16 protein-coding genes are annotated in these 15,257 nt (G+C 68.8%); 11 read left to right on the forward strand and 5 right to left on the reverse strand.

Annotated elements, in window-relative coordinates; genetic code table 11:
- Positions 1-37 precede the first annotated feature (37 nt).
- The gene (locus H0264_RS27055) at positions 38-388 is read right to left on the reverse strand and encodes a hypothetical protein (protein ID WP_181580164.1); all 351 of its coding nucleotides are present in this window, start codon (positions 386-388) and stop codon (positions 38-40) included.
- 82 nt (positions 389-470) lie between these two features.
- On the opposite strand from H0264_RS27055, the gene H0264_RS27060 reads away from it, so the two are divergent.
- The 6 genes from H0264_RS27060 to H0264_RS27085 all read left to right on the forward strand — a co-directional run bounded on the left by H0264_RS27060 (position 471) and on the right by H0264_RS27085 (position 8,389).
- The gene (locus H0264_RS27060) at positions 471-1,436 is read left to right on the forward strand and encodes a quinone oxidoreductase family protein (protein ID WP_181580165.1); all 966 of its coding nucleotides are present in this window, start codon (positions 471-473) and stop codon (positions 1,434-1,436) included.
- Positions 1,437-1,630: 194 nt separating this feature from the next.
- Positions 1,631-2,047, forward strand: a complete 417-nt coding sequence (locus H0264_RS27065; RefSeq protein ID WP_181580166.1) for an aromatic-ring hydroxylase C-terminal domain-containing protein — start codon at positions 1,631-1,633, stop codon at positions 2,045-2,047.
- 168 nt (positions 2,048-2,215) lie between these two features.
- A complete protein-coding gene (locus H0264_RS27070; RefSeq protein WP_181580167.1) occupies positions 2,216-3,814 on the forward strand; it encodes a hypothetical protein in 1,599 nt (532 codons plus the stop codon).
- 167 nt (positions 3,815-3,981) lie between these two features.
- On the forward strand, positions 3,982-6,168 hold the full coding sequence (locus H0264_RS38780) for an alpha/beta hydrolase fold domain-containing protein (RefSeq protein WP_244975955.1): 2,187 nt from the start codon (positions 3,982-3,984) through the stop codon (positions 6,166-6,168).
- 83 nt (positions 6,169-6,251) lie between these two features.
- Complete coding sequence (locus tag H0264_RS27080) at positions 6,252-7,328, forward strand: hypothetical protein (protein ID WP_181580168.1); 1,077 nt, start codon at positions 6,252-6,254, stop codon at positions 7,326-7,328.
- Positions 7,325-8,389 (forward strand): alpha/beta hydrolase, encoded by a 1,065-nt coding sequence (locus H0264_RS27085; protein WP_181580169.1) that lies wholly within the window; start codon positions 7,325-7,327, stop codon positions 8,387-8,389. The genes H0264_RS27080 and H0264_RS27085 overlap by 4 nt, the downstream gene beginning before the upstream one ends.
- On the opposite strand, the gene H0264_RS27090 is transcribed toward H0264_RS27085, so the two are convergent.
- Positions 8,361-9,152: an SAM-dependent methyltransferase gene (locus H0264_RS27090; RefSeq protein ID WP_181580170.1), complete on the reverse strand. Its 792-nt coding sequence runs from the start codon at positions 9,150-9,152 to the stop codon at positions 8,361-8,363. The genes H0264_RS27085 and H0264_RS27090 overlap by 29 nt on opposite strands.
- 64 nt (positions 9,153-9,216) lie before the next feature.
- Entirely contained in the window at positions 9,217-9,876 is a 660-nt protein-coding gene (locus H0264_RS27095; protein ID WP_181580171.1) for an RraA family protein, read from the reverse strand.
- 109 nt (positions 9,877-9,985) lie between these two features.
- On the opposite strand from H0264_RS27095, the gene H0264_RS27100 reads away from it, so the two are divergent.
- Positions 9,986-10,417, forward strand: coding sequence for a group II truncated hemoglobin (locus tag H0264_RS27100; RefSeq protein WP_181580172.1), 432 nt, complete (start codon positions 9,986-9,988; stop codon positions 10,415-10,417).
- Positions 10,418-10,457: 40 nt separating this feature from the next.
- Here the strand turns inward: H0264_RS27100 and H0264_RS27105 are convergent, their stop codons facing one another.
- Complete coding sequence (locus tag H0264_RS27105) at positions 10,458-11,078, reverse strand: TetR/AcrR family transcriptional regulator (RefSeq protein WP_181580173.1); 621 nt, start codon at positions 11,076-11,078, stop codon at positions 10,458-10,460.
- 91 nt (positions 11,079-11,169) lie between these two features.
- Between H0264_RS27105 and H0264_RS27110 the strand changes: the two genes are divergently transcribed.
- The 4 genes from H0264_RS27110 to H0264_RS27125 are packed head-to-tail and all read left to right on the forward strand — an operon-like array spanning position 11,170 to position 14,298.
- Positions 11,170-11,700, forward strand: a complete 531-nt coding sequence (locus H0264_RS27110; protein ID WP_181580174.1) for an ester cyclase — start codon at positions 11,170-11,172, stop codon at positions 11,698-11,700.
- Between the two features lie 13 nt (positions 11,701-11,713).
- Positions 11,714-12,256, forward strand: coding sequence for a GNAT family N-acetyltransferase (locus tag H0264_RS27115; RefSeq protein ID WP_181580175.1), 543 nt, complete (start codon positions 11,714-11,716; stop codon positions 12,254-12,256).
- A 3-nt stretch (positions 12,257-12,259) separates the two neighbouring features.
- Positions 12,260-13,162: a bile acid:sodium symporter family protein gene (locus tag H0264_RS27120; protein ID WP_181580176.1), complete on the forward strand. Its 903-nt coding sequence runs from the start codon at positions 12,260-12,262 to the stop codon at positions 13,160-13,162.
- The gene (locus H0264_RS27125) at positions 13,159-14,298 is read left to right on the forward strand and encodes a glycosyltransferase (RefSeq protein WP_181580177.1); all 1,140 of its coding nucleotides are present in this window, start codon (positions 13,159-13,161) and stop codon (positions 14,296-14,298) included. Before H0264_RS27120 ends, H0264_RS27125 begins: the two co-directional genes overlap by 4 nt.
- A gap of 397 nt (positions 14,299-14,695) precedes the next feature.
- On the opposite strand, the gene H0264_RS27130 is transcribed toward H0264_RS27125, so the two are convergent.
- Positions 14,696-15,166 (reverse strand): RDD family protein, encoded by a 471-nt coding sequence (locus H0264_RS27130; RefSeq protein ID WP_181580178.1) that lies wholly within the window; start codon positions 15,164-15,166, stop codon positions 14,696-14,698.
- Positions 15,167-15,257: the final 91 nt, after the last annotated feature.

Here is a 15,257-nt window from a genome sequence, read left to right on the forward strand (position 1 = left end):
GCGGTTCCAGGGGACCGTCGAGCCGGGGCGTCGGCGACTACTTCTCGTTGCGCGCCTTGGGGTATTTCTTCTGCCCGGCGACCCAGCCGGCCATCTTGGCCCAGTGGCCCTTGGCCGGGGTCACCTTCGAGATCAGCTCACGATCCCACTCGTCGGCCTCGGTCAGGCCATTGACGGTCTCGACCAGTGCCTTGGCGGATTCCATATCGTCCACGACGCGGTCGCCCAGGACGCCGTCGGCGCCGACCAGGGTGACACGGACGCCGATACGACCGATCTGCTGCAGCACCGCGGTGGCCGAACCACCGTGATCGGCGACGAAACCCTTCACGGAATCGACGACGGACGGCGACAGCTTCACGGATGCCGGGGCGGCGGTAGCGCTCATGCCCTGGAGTTTACTCACGGGTAAATCGGAGTCCACGATCCGCCGCACACCTCACAGTCCCGGCGGGTGTACAACAGAGACCATGCGCGCCATCCAGGTTTCCGAACACGGCGGTCCCGAAGTCCTCCACTACACGGAGGTTCCCGACCCGCAGGTCGGCCCCGGCCAGCTCCTCGTCGAAACCGAGGCCATCGGCGTCAACTTCATCGACACCTACATCCGCACCGGCCGCTACCCGCAGTCGGTCCCCTACGTTCCCGGTTCCGAGGGCACCGGCGTGATCACCGAAGTAGGTTCCGGGGTAACAGATTTCGCCGTAGGTGACCGCATCGCCTGGGCGGCGGCTCCCGGCAGCTACGCCGAAAAGGTCGTGGTCCCCGCCGCCGTGGCCATCCCCGTTCCCGCCGGTGTGGAAGCGCCCGTCGCGGCCTCGATCCTGTTGCAGGGCATGACCGCCCACTACCTGATCGAGTCGATCTACAAGCCCGAGCCCGGCGAGGCCGTCCTGGTTCACGCCGGCGCGGGCGGCGTGGGCCTGATCCTCACCCAGCTGCTCGCCGCCCGTGACGTCCGAGTGATCACCACCGTCTCCACCGACGACAAGGAAAAGCTCTCCCGCGACGCCGGCGCCTTCGAGGTCCTCCGCTACACCGACGACATCCCCGCCCGCGTCAAGGAACTCACCGGCGGCGCAGGTGCGGCCGCGGCCTACGACGGCGTGGGCGCCACCACCTTCGAATCCAGTCTCGCCGCCCTCCGCGTCCGCGGCATGCTCGCCCTCTTCGGCGGCGCCAGCGGCCCCGTCCCGCCCTTCGACCTGCAACGCCTGAGCACCGCGGGCTCGCTTTTCGTCACCCGCCCCACCCTGGTCCACTACACCCGTGACCGGGCCGAACTCCTCTGGCGCGCAACCGATATCCTCAACGCCATCGCCGCGGGCACCCTGCACATCCGCATCGGCGCCGCCTTCCCTCTCTCCGAGGCCGAGCAGGCCCACCGCGATCTCGAATCCCGCAAGACCACCGGCTCGATAGTCCTGCTCCCCTGAGGGCGCGGCGGTGCCGAATCCCTTGCACCGCTGGGTGATACAGGTCAGTCGAGGTCGCGGTAGACGAAACGGGCGAGGGTTTCCACGGCTTCGGCGTCGGTCAGTTCGACGCTGCCCCCGTCCACGGCCTGCAGGAGGCCGGTGGTGACCTCGATCATGATTTCGGCTACTGGTTCGCCGAACCGGATTCGCCCATGGACGGTTTCGCATGCCGCCACTGCCGCCATCAGCTCGATCTGAGCTACTGGAATCTGCCGGCGCAGCATCCGGCCGGCCCGGTGGACGCGCTGCACGCGGGCGACCGCGCGCCCGACGCGCCGCTGCGCGATGGCGCGGGGGGCACGGTGCGCCTGCACGAGCTGCTGCGCGGCGGACCGCACGCGACGATCCTCGCATTCGGGGGCGACCGCAGCGCCGCCGCGGAACTCGCCGGTCTCGCGGCCACCGGCGCCACACCTGCCCGAATCGTCACGATCACCGAGCCTGGGAGTGCCGTCCAGCTGGGTGAATTCGCCGACCCGGACGGGCATGCGCACCGTGCCTACGGGGCCGCCGAGGGCACCCGCGTGGTCATCCGTCCTGACGGATATGTCGGTTTCCTGCGACGATAACCCGCGAGTAGGCCCGCCCCGGATGCGATAGCTCCCGCACCATGGACAATGATCTTGCTGCCGCGCAAGACGATTCGCCGCGACCGATAATGGCAACACCGTAAGGTGGTCGCGGCGACCGTTCGGGCGGCCGGCAGGTAGAGGCTATCGGTCAGAGGGTGGTTCGGGATGTTGGTGAAGGTCCGCAACGACGACCCGTCGCGGCTGTCGAGCACCGAGCGCACCGTTGTCAACTGGCTCAAATCGTGGAGCGGGCCGCACGCCGTGCCCGGCATCGCGGTGGTGCAGTGCCAGGACGCCGACGTGGTGGTGTGGACGCCTCAGACCTGTGTGGTGGTGGGGGTGCACGGGTTCACCGAACGCGTCAACGGCACGCTCACCTGCGCACAGGACGAACCCTGGATGGTCGACGGCGAACCCGCGCCGATGGACGGGGACGCCAATCCACTCGAACGCGTGCGGCAGCAGACCGTCGATCTCGCGCATCAGTTGCGCGCCGCACCCGGACGGGAACAGGTGCCGGTGAGCGGCCTCGTCTTGCTGGTGCCGCAGCTCGGCAGCCGGGTACGGCTCGAAAAGGGTGCGCTGCCACCGGGAATCGATGTGCTCATTGGCGATGGCCCCTCGTCGCTGCGCGCGTATTTCAAGACCTTGTCCGAGGGCGCGGAGCCGTCGTGGGATGCGGCGCAGGTCGGGCAGTCGCTCGGCGCGCTCGGATTCGCGGCGGCGGCAAGCTATTCCGATCTGATTGCGGAGGGGTTCCCGCCGCCGGAGTCGGCGCGGAGCGCGCCGCCACCGATGTCGGTCGCGCCGACAGTGGTGGTGCCGTCGGTGCCCGTGCAGTCGCCCGGCCCGAGCGATACCACCGAGACGGCGGGCAGCAGCGCACCCACGGGTGAGCGGGACGCCGAGTCCGGGCGCGCGGCGTCCGGCCCCGGAGTCGCGGGGCAGGGCGGGGTCTCGGTGACCGGCGCACCGGAAGCCGACAGCGGTTCCCGCTCCGGCGCAGCGGGATCCGACCGCCCCACTCGTGATCAGCCCGCCGCGCGACAAGGTTCACCTGGCTCCGGGCGACCGTCCGCCGCCGGCGCGGCCGTGGCGGGGGCAGGCGCCGCGGCGGCGGCCGCAGCCGCCTATCGGGCGGTCACGGGAACCGCTGAGCCGCAGCAGGGTTCGGCGGCAGGCGCACCACCGGCCCCAGCTCCTGAAACCGGCCGTCGCTCCGGCCTATTCGGCGGCCGTACGCCCGAATCGTCCGATACCGAATCGAGCGGGCGCGGCGGCTGGCTCGGGGGACGTCCGTCCTCACCCGTCGCGGGCCCGGAATCCGGCGGGCGCACCGGCATGTTCGGCGGTCGCTCGTCGGCCCCTGCCCCTGGACCCGAATCCGGTGGTCGCACCGGCTTCTTCGGTGGCCGCCCGTCGAGTCCTGCCGCAGGTCCGCAGGCCGGTGCGTACGCGAACCCGGCCGCCGGACAGCCACAGCCCGGGGCCCCCGGCTTCCCGGTCTGGCCGGATCAGCGACCGGGGGTGCGTCCTGCGCGCAGGCGCCGGCCCGACCTGATGATTCTCGCCGGGCTGGTCTTGCTGGCTTTGGTTCTCGCGCTGGCTGTCACCTGTGTCGGCGGCGGCAGCAGTGTCGACGAGCGGCAGCCGGATCCGCGGCCCGGAACATCGGTCCGGCAGATCGCTCCGACCGCGACGACGGACCCGACCATTCCCAGGACCACCATTCCGCCCGCGTGCTTCCCCCTGCAACCGTGCTGACCATCGGACTCCGCGGCCGGACACCCGGTCCGCCAGGAGATTTTCAGATCTCGCCCGGCACATCATGATCGGCCTCCGAGCACCCCGCCGATGCGTAGACTGCTTGACACTCGGGCTGTCCGAGACAGCCTGAGCCGTCAGTTGTCTCGCTAGCTCGAGGGGCTCGGGTGGCCGGTAAGCAGGCTGGAATCGTGCTCGCGCTGCTCGCCGCGCTCATGCTCACGGCAGCGCCCGGCGCCGCGCAGCCGGAGCCGGCCGTCGAGGTGCGGTCCTTCGAAACCCTCTGCACGCCTGAAGAACTGGTTGGCATCACCGGTTTGGCGACTGTCGGCGGCACCGTGTACGCCACTGTCACCACGGCGGCCGGCGTGCGGATTGCCGAGGTGAATCTCCCCGATTGCGGCGTGCGCCGGTGGCTGGATCTACCCGACGCGACAGCCGATACCGAAGCCGTCGCCGGGCGCACCCCCGGCGGCAGCCCGCATCTGTGGCTGGCGGACGGCGGCGTCAATCGGCGCGCCGACGCGGTGACATTGACGCGACTGAATACGCGCACCGGGGTGAGCGCGGCGTACCGGCTGCCATTGGGTGCCGATCTCGCCGAACGGCATGTGAGCGCCGTACTCGTCGAATCCACCGGGCGGCCTGTCGTCGTGACCACCGAATCCAGCGGGCGCACTGTACTTTTCGCGCCGCGCGGGCACCCATCGCTGGATACGCTGACCGAGGATCTGACGCTGTGGCCGATCGGCGAGGTGGACCTGTCGACGCGCGGGGCGAGTCCGTTCGCGGAGGTCGTCCTCGGTGGCGCGGTCAATGCCGAGGGCACCGTGGCAGCCCTGCGGACCGCCGAATTCCTCTATCTGTTCCCCATGTCCGGCGCGAACGCGGCCGACGCGGTGACCGCCGCGCCGCCGATCCCGATACCCATCCCTGCCGAAATCAGCGGTGAGGCAGTGACATTCACCGCCGACGGCGATCTACTGCTCGGGTCGTTCGCGCTGGACGGCCGGGCCGCGCCCCTGCTCGTCTTTCGCGATGCCACCGAATTCGCCGCTCCCCTCCCCTATTTCGAACCCGGATGGTCGCAGCGCCTTTCGGAGCTGCTCGGAGTATGGGCGATCGAGCTGGCGCCGTTCTGGTTCATTCTCGGTTCCTTCGTCTTCGCCTTCTTCCTGGCCGGGATCACCGGCCTGGCCTTCCTGACCAGCCGTCCTGCACCCACCGGGTTCTCGAAATCGTTCCAGGACATGGGATTGCCGGTGCTGCCGGTCACCCGGCACCGGGGCGTGGCGCGCCTGTTCGCGCTGGCCACCGAAACGCGCGGGGAGGCGTCGACGGTGACGGTGCGCTGGTTCGGACCCGCGAGCCTGTCCATGCGGCTGACCCACGCGCTGTTCGCCGCGACCGTGCGGCCGAGCCTGAATGTGGCGGTGGCACTGGCCAATCTGCTGCATGTCCCGAAACCACTGCTGGCCATCGGCACTCGCCTGGAATGGGCGGCCCGGCTCATCCCGACGCCACTGGGCACTCACCGTCGCGGCGTGGAGTTCGAGCGGTTCCGCGCCGAATGGGTGTGGCACGCACTATGTCCCGATCCCGGGACGCACGACTCCGTGATCGTCTGGTTCCACGGCGGCGCGTTCGTCTCCTGCGGGCTGAACACCCATCGCCGGTTGGTGGCCAAGATCGCCCGCAGCGCCGAGGCGCCGGTGCTCAATGTGGCCTACCGGCAGCTGCCGAGGGCCCATCTCATCGATGCCGTCGAGGACGGGCTCACCGCCTACCGGCATCTGCTCGACCGCGGTTTCGCACCGGAACGCATTCTGCTGGCCGGAGATTCGACCGGGGCGGGGCTGGCGTTCGCGGTCGCGCTCACCTCCCGCGACGTGGGGTTGCCGGTACCGGGAGGCGGCATCATCGCCCTGTCGCCCTGGGCCGATTACGATTCCGGCGCGCGGCTGGCGCACCTCAACAACGGCCGCGATCCGGCGTTGTCGGCGCAGGCGCTCGCGGTCCCGGTGCGCTGGGGATTCGCACCCGATGGCGCGGTGGACCCGCGCTGGTCGCCGGTGAATCACGATTTCACCACTCTCCCACCGGTATTGATCCAGGTCGGCTCCACCGAGGTGCTGCTGGCCGATGTGGAACAGCTGGCGCGCCGCTGCGACGAAGCCCACGTGCAGTGCACCGTGCAGATCTGGGACCGCTGTGTGCACGTCTTCCCGGCCTGTTCGGACGTGCTGCCGGAGGCCCGGTACGCCATCGGCGCGATCGGCGCGTTCGCGCAGCGGGCCCTGCGGCCCGCGCCGCCCGAGGAGGCCGAACTCGGCGAACTCAGCGCCGCGCCATAGGGCAGGTCTGTTAACGTGATCTCGATCATAGGAACCGCACGTTCGTTCGGAAGGTTCGCTCGTGATGTCCAAGGTCCACCACTGTGACTGAGAAGCACTCCGCTCTCCCTGGCGTGCACCTCTGCGGCAGTCTTCCCTTCGAGCGAACCCGAGACGCGTTCCAGTGGATCGGAGCCGAGTTCGGGAACCACGTGCACCGGGTTCCGGATGAAACCGGGGTCCGCGCGGGATTCATCTTCACCCAGCGGCCGTGCTTCGCCGACAATCCGGCGTTCGAACCCGCGGAGCCCGTTCCCGGACAGATGATTCCACTGACCTGCGCGCGCCTGCGCGACGACACCGCACCCGCGGATGTGCGGTTCGAACGGTTCGGCTATGCGGACGCCGCCCGCGCCTCCTTCGACGCCTTCCGGCAGGCCAAACTCGACCAGGTGCTGCCGGGCGACGCGAAATTCCTCTTCCCCATTCCCAGTCCATTGACGCCGGTCGCCATCTTCGTGGCCCCTGAATCGCAGCTGGATGTGCTGCCCGCCTACACCGCGCGGCTGCGCGAGTCCGTGCACGAGATACTCGATGCGCTGCCGCACAGCGAGCTGGCGATCCAATGGGATGTGCCCGTCGAGGTCGTCAGCTGGGAGGGCATGATGCCCAACCCCCTGCACACCAAGGCGCGACTGCTGGAATCGATGGTGGCCCTGGGCGATTGGATCCCCAGCGATATCGAGCTGGGATACCACCTGTGCTACGGCAATTCGGAAACCTTCGCCCATCCCAGCGCCCCGGACACCTCCGGGCTGGCGGAAATCTGGTCCGGCCTGCACGCGCGGGTGTCGCGGCCGATCGATTTCGTGCACCTGTCGGTGCCCCTCGAATGGCGCACGCCCGAGCATTTCCGGTCCTTGGCCACAGTCGATTTCGACGCGGACACCGAACTTTTCCTGGGCCTGGTGCATCATCAGGACGGCGTGGCCGGAGCCCGGCAGCGCGCGCAGGCCGCGGCGCAGGTCATCGACCATCCCTTCGGCATCTCCACCGAATGCGGCATGGGGCGGTACGGGTCGGAGGAAAAGTTCCGCCTATCGGTGGCGGCGCTGAAAGCCTTGGCCGAGGAGAGATCTCACCACGACGGTTCGGGAAGCGGAAGGTGCTCGAGCATATGAAAACCACAGTGGGCGGGTTGTTCACCGGCGTCGCCGCCGCGGCGCTCGCACTCCTCACCAGTGTCCTGCTGATTCCCGCACCCGTCGCGGCGGCGTCGACGGTGGAATGCCGGGCCTACCCGTCGATCCCGGTGGCGCTGGAGGCCGGGGCGCCGAAGTCCTTCCAGGTATGGGGCGAATTATGTGCGCGGGCCGCTGATCTGGTGGACGGGCAGACCGTGCAGTTGCTGCTGCACGGGGCGTACTACAGCCATTCCTATTGGAACCCGGACTACGACAATGGCTCGTACTCCTACGCCCGCAGTATGGCGGCCAAGGGAATTCCCACCTTCGCCATCGATCGGATCGGGCAGGGACAGAGCTCGCGCCCGCCGAGTGTCGACCTCAGCGTGCAGGACGACGCACTGGTGGTGCATCAGATCGTGCGGGCGTTGAAGTCGGGCAGCATCGGGGAGACCGCGTTCGGCCCGGTCATCGGCGTCGGGCATTCGGTGGGGTCCATTGTCGCCTGGCAGGAGGCGGTGACCTACCGCGATCTGGCGGGGGTGATCATCACCGGCATGCTGCACGTGGTGCCGCTGCACACCGGAGTGCTCACCGCCGGAACCAACTTCCGGCCGGCCTTCCTCGATCCGCAGTTCCGCGACGCGAACCTCGACGCCGGATATCTGACCACCGCCGGAGGCAGCCGCGCACAGCTGTTCTACAACCCGGGCGACGCGGGCTCGGGCATCGTCGCCTGGGACGAAGCGCACAAGGACGCGACGCCGATGGCGGAGTTCGCGGGCGCGTTCACCTACGCCACCACCGATCTCACGCGCGCCATCGAGGTGCCGGTGTTGATCATCCAGGGGCAGAACGACTTTCTGCTGTGTGGCACCGGGGCCGCGGACTGTTCCTCGGCCGCCGCCGTGCACGCGCTCGAAGCGGCCTACTATTCGCCGCAGGCCGGGTTGCAGGCGGTGGTGGTGCCGGGCTCCGGCCACAATGTGGCGCTCTCGGAGAACCGCGGGATGGCCGAGGAGGCCAGCGCTAGCTGGAGCCGGGCTTCCGTCCGATGACGCCGTAGGTCACCAGACCGGTTTGCGGTAGGTCGGGGGCGAGCCAATCCTGAATGGTCGTCACCCCCGGCTCCAGCACCTCGAAGCCCGCCAGGAACTCGGAAACCTGCTCGGCCGACCGCCAGACGATCGGGTGGGCGGAGACGCTGGTGGCGGCGGTGACCTGCCGAATGAATTCGGGATCGCTGGTGAGGGAACTCTGGGTGATCGCGATATAGCTGCCCGGCGCCATGCGATCGCGCAGCCGGGACACGATCCAGGCGGGGTCGTCGGCGTCGGCGATGAAGGGCAGCACTCCAACCAGCAGCACTGCCACGGGCTCAGCGAAATTCACGAGGGCGCGTTCCTGTGCCTCGTCCAGGATGGCGTCGGGGTCGCAGAGGTCACCCAGGATCGCGGCGACGCCCGGAATGCCGGAATACAGTCCCTCCCAGTGGGTTACCACCACCGGATCGTGATCGACATAGGCGACGCGGCCATCGGGGTGGATGGCCTGCACCGTGTCGTGCACGGTCGGTTCGATCGGCATGCCCGCGCCCATGTCCAGGAACTGCCGCACCCCGTTCTGCGCCGCCAGGCGCGCCGAACCCGTCAGGAACTGGCGGCTGAACCACGCCATCGTCTTGGTGTCCGGGGCGAGCGACATCATGTCGTCCGCGAGTTTCTGGTCCACGCCGAAGGCGTCCTTACCGCCCAGCAAGTGGTTCAGCACCCGCGCCGAGGTGGATTTTCGTGGATCGAAACCCTTGGGCGACGTGCTCACAATGAATACGGTATCGCCCTGAGGCCCGAATCGAAGCCGAATCGGAGCGGGTGCACCGTCGCTGTCAATCCAGGAACCGCAGCCTGGAGGGCTCGCCCTTGCCCAGGGCCGCCGCGTGGGCGGCAACATTCAAGCCAGCACTCAGCGACTGCCCCGCGTTCAGTCGTGCCACGAGCGCGGCCTCCGCTGTCTTGACGGCCGCAGCCGCATCGAGCAGGCGGTCGGCCTGTTCGGGGTCGAGCACGATGATCCCCTCGTCGTCGGCCAGGATGAGATCACCCGGATCCACTCGAATACCGCCGCAGGTCACCGGAATTCGGAGCTCGCCCGGTGCGGCGGTGGCGCCCGCCATGGGAGTGACGAAGCGGCTGTAGATCGGCAGCGGGCAGTCCCGCACATAGCCGATATCCCGGTATCCGCCGTCGACGATGATGCCCGCGAGCCCGCGCACCAGGGCGCCGCGCGCGAAAAGCTCACCGGCATAAGCCAGTTCCGCACCGCCGCCGTCGACCACGATGACCGCTCCGGGTTCGGCTTCCTCGATGGCCCGCAGCACGCCGAAGAAGTCTCCGCGGCAGCGCACCGTGAATGCCGGTCCGAGGATGCGGGTTTGGGCCGAGCGCGGCCGAATCGCACTGTCCATCACCCGAATCGACTTGTCCGCATCACAGATGGCCGTGGTGTCCACCGCCTCGAACTTCGCAACCAACCGGTCGATCCCCATGCGTGACGCCCCTTCCCGAGCCTGACTCGACGGTTTCCGGACCCCCTGTGGCGGTCCGAGGTTAGCCTGAAACGGCACCGATCATCGCAACTCAGGAACGAGTCGAGCCATGGTGAGTCTGTTCGAGTTCGCCGGCGGCACCGAAGCCCTGCACCGCCTGGAGGAGATCTTCTACGACAAGGCCCTCGCCGACCCCGTCCTGCGCCCCCTCTTCCCCGCCCGCGTCCCCACCCACGTCGACCACCTCACCTGGTTCACCGCCGAATCCTTCGGCGGCCCAGCCCGTTTCACCCGAGAACTGGGCTTCGCCCACATCATCGACGTCCACCGCGGCCTGAAAATCACCGACGAACAACGCCGGCGCTTCGTCGACGTCTACCTCTCCGCCCTCGACGAGGCCGGCCTCCCCGAAGACGAGAAGTTCCGCTCCGCCATCCGCGAACACGTCGAATTCGGAGCCCAGGTAGCCCAGCAGAACTCCCACGCCGAATCCGACGAAGACCTCCACCCCCTCCGCGAGGTCCCGCACTGGACCTGGTGACTTCAGCTATCCCAGTTCCCGGCGCGAGCAGCCTCCCGCGTCACCGGAGCAGGGCGTGGCACAGGGTGTCGGCCAGCCATGCGGTGATCTCGTCGGCGGTCCAGCCTCGGTCCTGGAGGAACCAGCGGGGCTCGTTGGAGTTCAGTGCGCAGAGGATGTCGGCGGCCTTGTCCACCTCGAGGCCCTCGCGCAGCCAGCCCGCGTCGCGCCAGTGCCGAACCCACATGACGCTTCCGGCCCGGCGTTCCTCATCGATTGTGCGGGCGAAGGACGACAGCGCGGCGTCGGTGTCGCGCGAGGCCAGCAGCACCCGCAGCAGCGGATCGACCCGCGCTGAGATCATCTGGGCCAGTTCGGCATAGGCGGTCATGGCCTCGACGGGACCAGGGGCGGCGACCACCGCCTGCGCCTCCGGCCGCTGCGCGAGCGGCACCTGTTCGTCGTCGCCGACCAGCATGGTGTCGTACACCGCTTTCAGGAGTCCGGCTTTGCCGCCGAAGGCTTTGTAGATCGTCTCCTGCGATACCCCGGCCTCCTCGGCGATGTGCCTGATGGTGGTGCCGGTGAACCCGTGCTTCACGAATGACGTACGCCCTGCGGTGAGCACCCGTGCTCGCGTCGCTCGCGCCGATGCGGTGCGGGCGCTGTTGTCGTAGGCCACCTGATCTCCGGGTCGGTAGGGGGTTGCGCGGCATTTGGGTACAGCCTACTGTATTCATTAATTACAGTTCACTGCATCGAAAGGTTCGGCCATGTCCACCACTGTTTCGCGGATCGATATGGCCGATCTCGCCGAACGCGCGATTCACGCTGTCCTCGCGGGAACCGTTGCCGACCTCGCGACGCTCGTCCATACCGGCGCCGTCAATCGGGAGGCCAGCGCCGAGCCGCCTGCGACTCGCGGCGCCGGGCCGACGGCTTTCCACGCGACCGGGGAATGGCTGCGCGCGGCGTTCAGCGAGCTCGCCTGGACCACCGAGCGTGAGGTCGTCGAGGGCGAGCTCGTCGTCACCTATGGGACGCTCTCGGGTCGCCACACGGGTGACTTCGTCGTCTGGACCCCGGACGGCAGCGTCGAGCGGGCGTTCGCGCCGACCGGCAGGACCTTCACCATTCGACAGGTCCACTTCCAGCGGATCGCCGACGGACTGGTCCTCGAACACTGGGCGGTTCGCGACGACCAGGGCATGGCTGTGCAGCTCGGCTGGATTCCGCCCACCCCCGGCTTCCTGCTGCGCTGTCACCGGGCCACGAAGCGAGCACGCCGCGCCGCGCGGGTCTGACCGCGAGACCGGCATGACCGACTTCGACATTGTGGCGCTGACCGCTCCGGCCGCGCTCGTCCATCGGGTCATCGAACCGCTGCTGGACGAGTACGTGCGCTGGGTAGTGGATGAAATGGCCACGCGTGGTGTGGAATTCGACGACCACGCCGCCGTGGTGGAGCGTCACCAGCACGCCTTTCGCGCGAAGCTGCCCGACCTGCTCGGGCCACGCGGGCGGCTGCTGGTCGCGTACACCGGCGGCGACGCGGTCGGCCTCTGCGCGCTCGAACCGATCGACGCCACCGTCGCCGAGATCAAACGCACCTATGTACGCCCCGCCGCCCGGCGCGCCGGCATCGCCCGGACCATGCTCGAACAGCTGCTTACAGACGCGACCGCCCTCGGATACCGGACCGCGCGACTGGAAACCGCCAGGTTCATGACCGAAGCGAATAACCTCTATCTCACACTGGGATTCACCGATATCCCGATCTTCGACACCGCAGAGGCCCGCCTGTCCGGATTCGAGCCCCAGGTGAGATTCATGCAACGACACCTTCTCGATGATCGGTGATCCATGAATTCCTCCGTAGTCTCCACGGCACTGCCACCGGCACTGGCCGTGATCATGTTCGGGCTCGGGCTCTCGCTCACCGTGGCCGATTTCGCCCGCGTCACCCGCGCCCCGAAGGCCGTCGCCATCGCGTTGACCTGCCAGGTGCTGGTATTGCCCGCGGTGGCTTTCGTCCTGGTGGGACTGTTCGATCTGCCACCGTTGCTCGCGGTGGGCATGATGCTGCTCGCCGCCTCCCCCGGCGGCGCGACCGCGAATCTGTTCAGCCATCTGTTCCGGGGCGATGTGGCGCTCAATGTCACGCTGACCGCGGTCAATTCACTGCTGTGTGTGGTCACGGTGCCGCTGGTGACCAACCTGGCGATCGACCGCTTCGCCCACGACCAGGCCGCCGAACTGGGCTTGCAGTTCGGCAAGACCATGCAGGTGATCGCGATCGTGCTCGTGCCCGTGCTGATCGGGATGTGGGTGCGCCGACGCGCACCGGGTTTCGCGGCCACCATGGATCGTCCGGTCCGCATCGCCTCGATCGGGATCCTGGCGACTCTCGTGTTCGCGGCCATGCTCGCCGACCGCTCCGCGCTGGGCGGATACTTCCTCGACGTCGGCGCTGTCGCCGCGCTGTTCTGTGTGCTCAGCCTCGGCATCGGATACCTCGTGCCGCGCGGCTTCGGCATCGCCGCACCGCAGGCGATCGCCTCGTCGATGGAGATCGGCATCCACAACAGCGCCGTCGCGATCACGCTGGCCGTCAGCGTCCTCGACAGCCCTCGCATCGCGGTGCCGGCCGCGGTGTACGCGGTGCTCATGACACCGCTGGCGGCCCTCGCCGGGACCGTCATCACGCGCACCCGCCTTGGCGCACAACGCGAGCCGGCCCCGTCGTCGCCGGGTGGGCCGGCATGAGAATCCTGTTCAGCGGGCACCCCGCGCACGGCCACCTCACCCCGATGCTGCCCTTGGCCACCGCCGCGCTCGAAGCCGGACACGAGGTCGTGGTCGCCACGGGACCCGATCACGCGCGCCGACTGCGCGACCACGGCCTGGGCACGTGGGCGGTCGGCCCGACCTTCGCGCAGGCCAGGGCGCTGCGCCTGGCCGCGCATCCCGGCATCGACGGCATCGCACCCGCCGAGCAGATGGCCGCCGATATCCACGCGCTGTTCGGCGCCGCCTCGGCGCAGCGCGTCCAACAGCTCGGCCCGCTCATGCGACGGTGGCAGCCGCATCTGGTCGTCCACGGGCCCGTGGAGTTCGCGGCGCCGGTCGTCGCCGCAGCCCTCGGAATCCCTCGCGTCGTCCACGGCCTCGGGCTGACTCCCGTTGCGCCCCAGCGTGTTCTGCTCGAGGACGCCAGTCGGCCCAGCATCGATCGCTGGGGCGCAACGATATCCGCGACGGCCCTGTTCGACAGCACCTACCTCGACCTGTGTCCGGCGAGCCTGCGCATTCCGGGCGCCACCCCCGCATTCGCCGACAGTCTCGCGCTGCGACCGGCGGTCGTATCCGGTCCCGGGCCGGAGCTCGCGCTCCCCGATGGCGTCGTGCACCTGACGCTCGGCACCGTATTCCACGACGCACCGCACCTCCTGCGCGAATGCCTGCGCGGGTTGCGGGAATTGGATATCGATGTGGTGCTGACCCTCGGCCCCGGACTCGATCCGCGAATCCTCGGCGAGCAGCCACCTCGGGTGCACATCGCCGAATATGTTCCGCATGACGCGCTGCTCCCCCGATGCCGCGCCGTCATCCACCACGGCGGAGCCGGAACCATGTTCGCCGCCTTCGCGCACGCCCTGCCCCAGCTGATCCTGCCGCAGGGCGCCGACAACTTCCTCAACGCCGCGGCCGCGGTCCGTACCGGCGCAGCACTGAGTCTCGCGCCGGAGGCGGTCACCGCGTCCGCTATCGCCGACGCGACCGCTCGGCTACTCGACGACTCGCGGTTCCGCACCGCCGCCGTGGCCGTGGGCCGGGATATCGCCGAAATGCCGTCCGCCGCCGAACAACTGAGCACTCTCATCAGCCGGGTTCGCTGCTGACCGCCCCGGAATCTCGAGCCACCGAGCCGCCGCCTCGAACGTATCGCCCGGCGTGCGGTTGAATGCGATCGCGGCCCCCGGCGCACACCGCCGCACCACGTTCACGATCTCTTCGAACAACAACAGTTGCTCGTCGCCTCGCACCCCGCCGCCGATCACCACGCACTCCCACGCCCGGGCCCCCGCCGCAGCAGCCACAACCGCCCCCACGTCATCGCTGCCATCGAGCCCGAACAAACACGTCTCCACCCCCACCCCGTGCTCGGCGAACCGCGCGATCCCCGCCTCGATCGCCGCAACCACCGGCTCCGGATCCCAGGGCCCGGGAACCCGCCGCGGATCCAAGCCGATAACCAGCACCCGAGGCGACAACCCAGCCGTGTCCACGTTCGCGATCCTAATGCTCGTAGGCAGCCGTGTGCCCGCTCGAGCCGGAGGCGGTGGCGATGCGAAGGTCGCGGCGGCGGACGACGACGAGATGGGGTGCGAGGGCGTGGATGCCGCGGATGCGGAAGGCCCTTGTCGAGTTGCGCAATGTGGCGCGGGCGATGTCGCGAAGGGTGGGGCGGGAGGCGTCGGTGCAGCGGATGAGGGTCAGGCCGCACATCAGCTGGCCGAGGCTGGCGCCGAGAAGGCTCGGGAGCAGGAAGTACTGGACGAATGCCAGCAACAGCAGGAGTGCGTAGGCACTGAATATCGAGGGCGTCTGGTCGGGTCCGGATCTGTTGATCAGGCCCCAGAGGGCTGCGGCGACAATGCCGAAGATCAGGATCAGGTCGGTGATACCGGCCAGCAGGCTGCGTAGTCGGCGCGGCGAGGGGAACCGTGGATCGCCCTCGGCCCCAAGATAATCGACTGAATTCCGCATCGCGCCGCGTGGTGCGCCCCCACCGAAGATCACGGCGCCATCATGGCATATCCGGAGGTCGGTGAATGACGAACCGCCGCTGAGCCATTCG

The organism is Nocardia huaxiensis, assembly GCF_013744875.1.
In the GTDB taxonomy this organism is placed as follows: Bacteria; Actinomycetota; Actinomycetes; order Mycobacteriales; family Mycobacteriaceae; genus Nocardia; species Nocardia huaxiensis.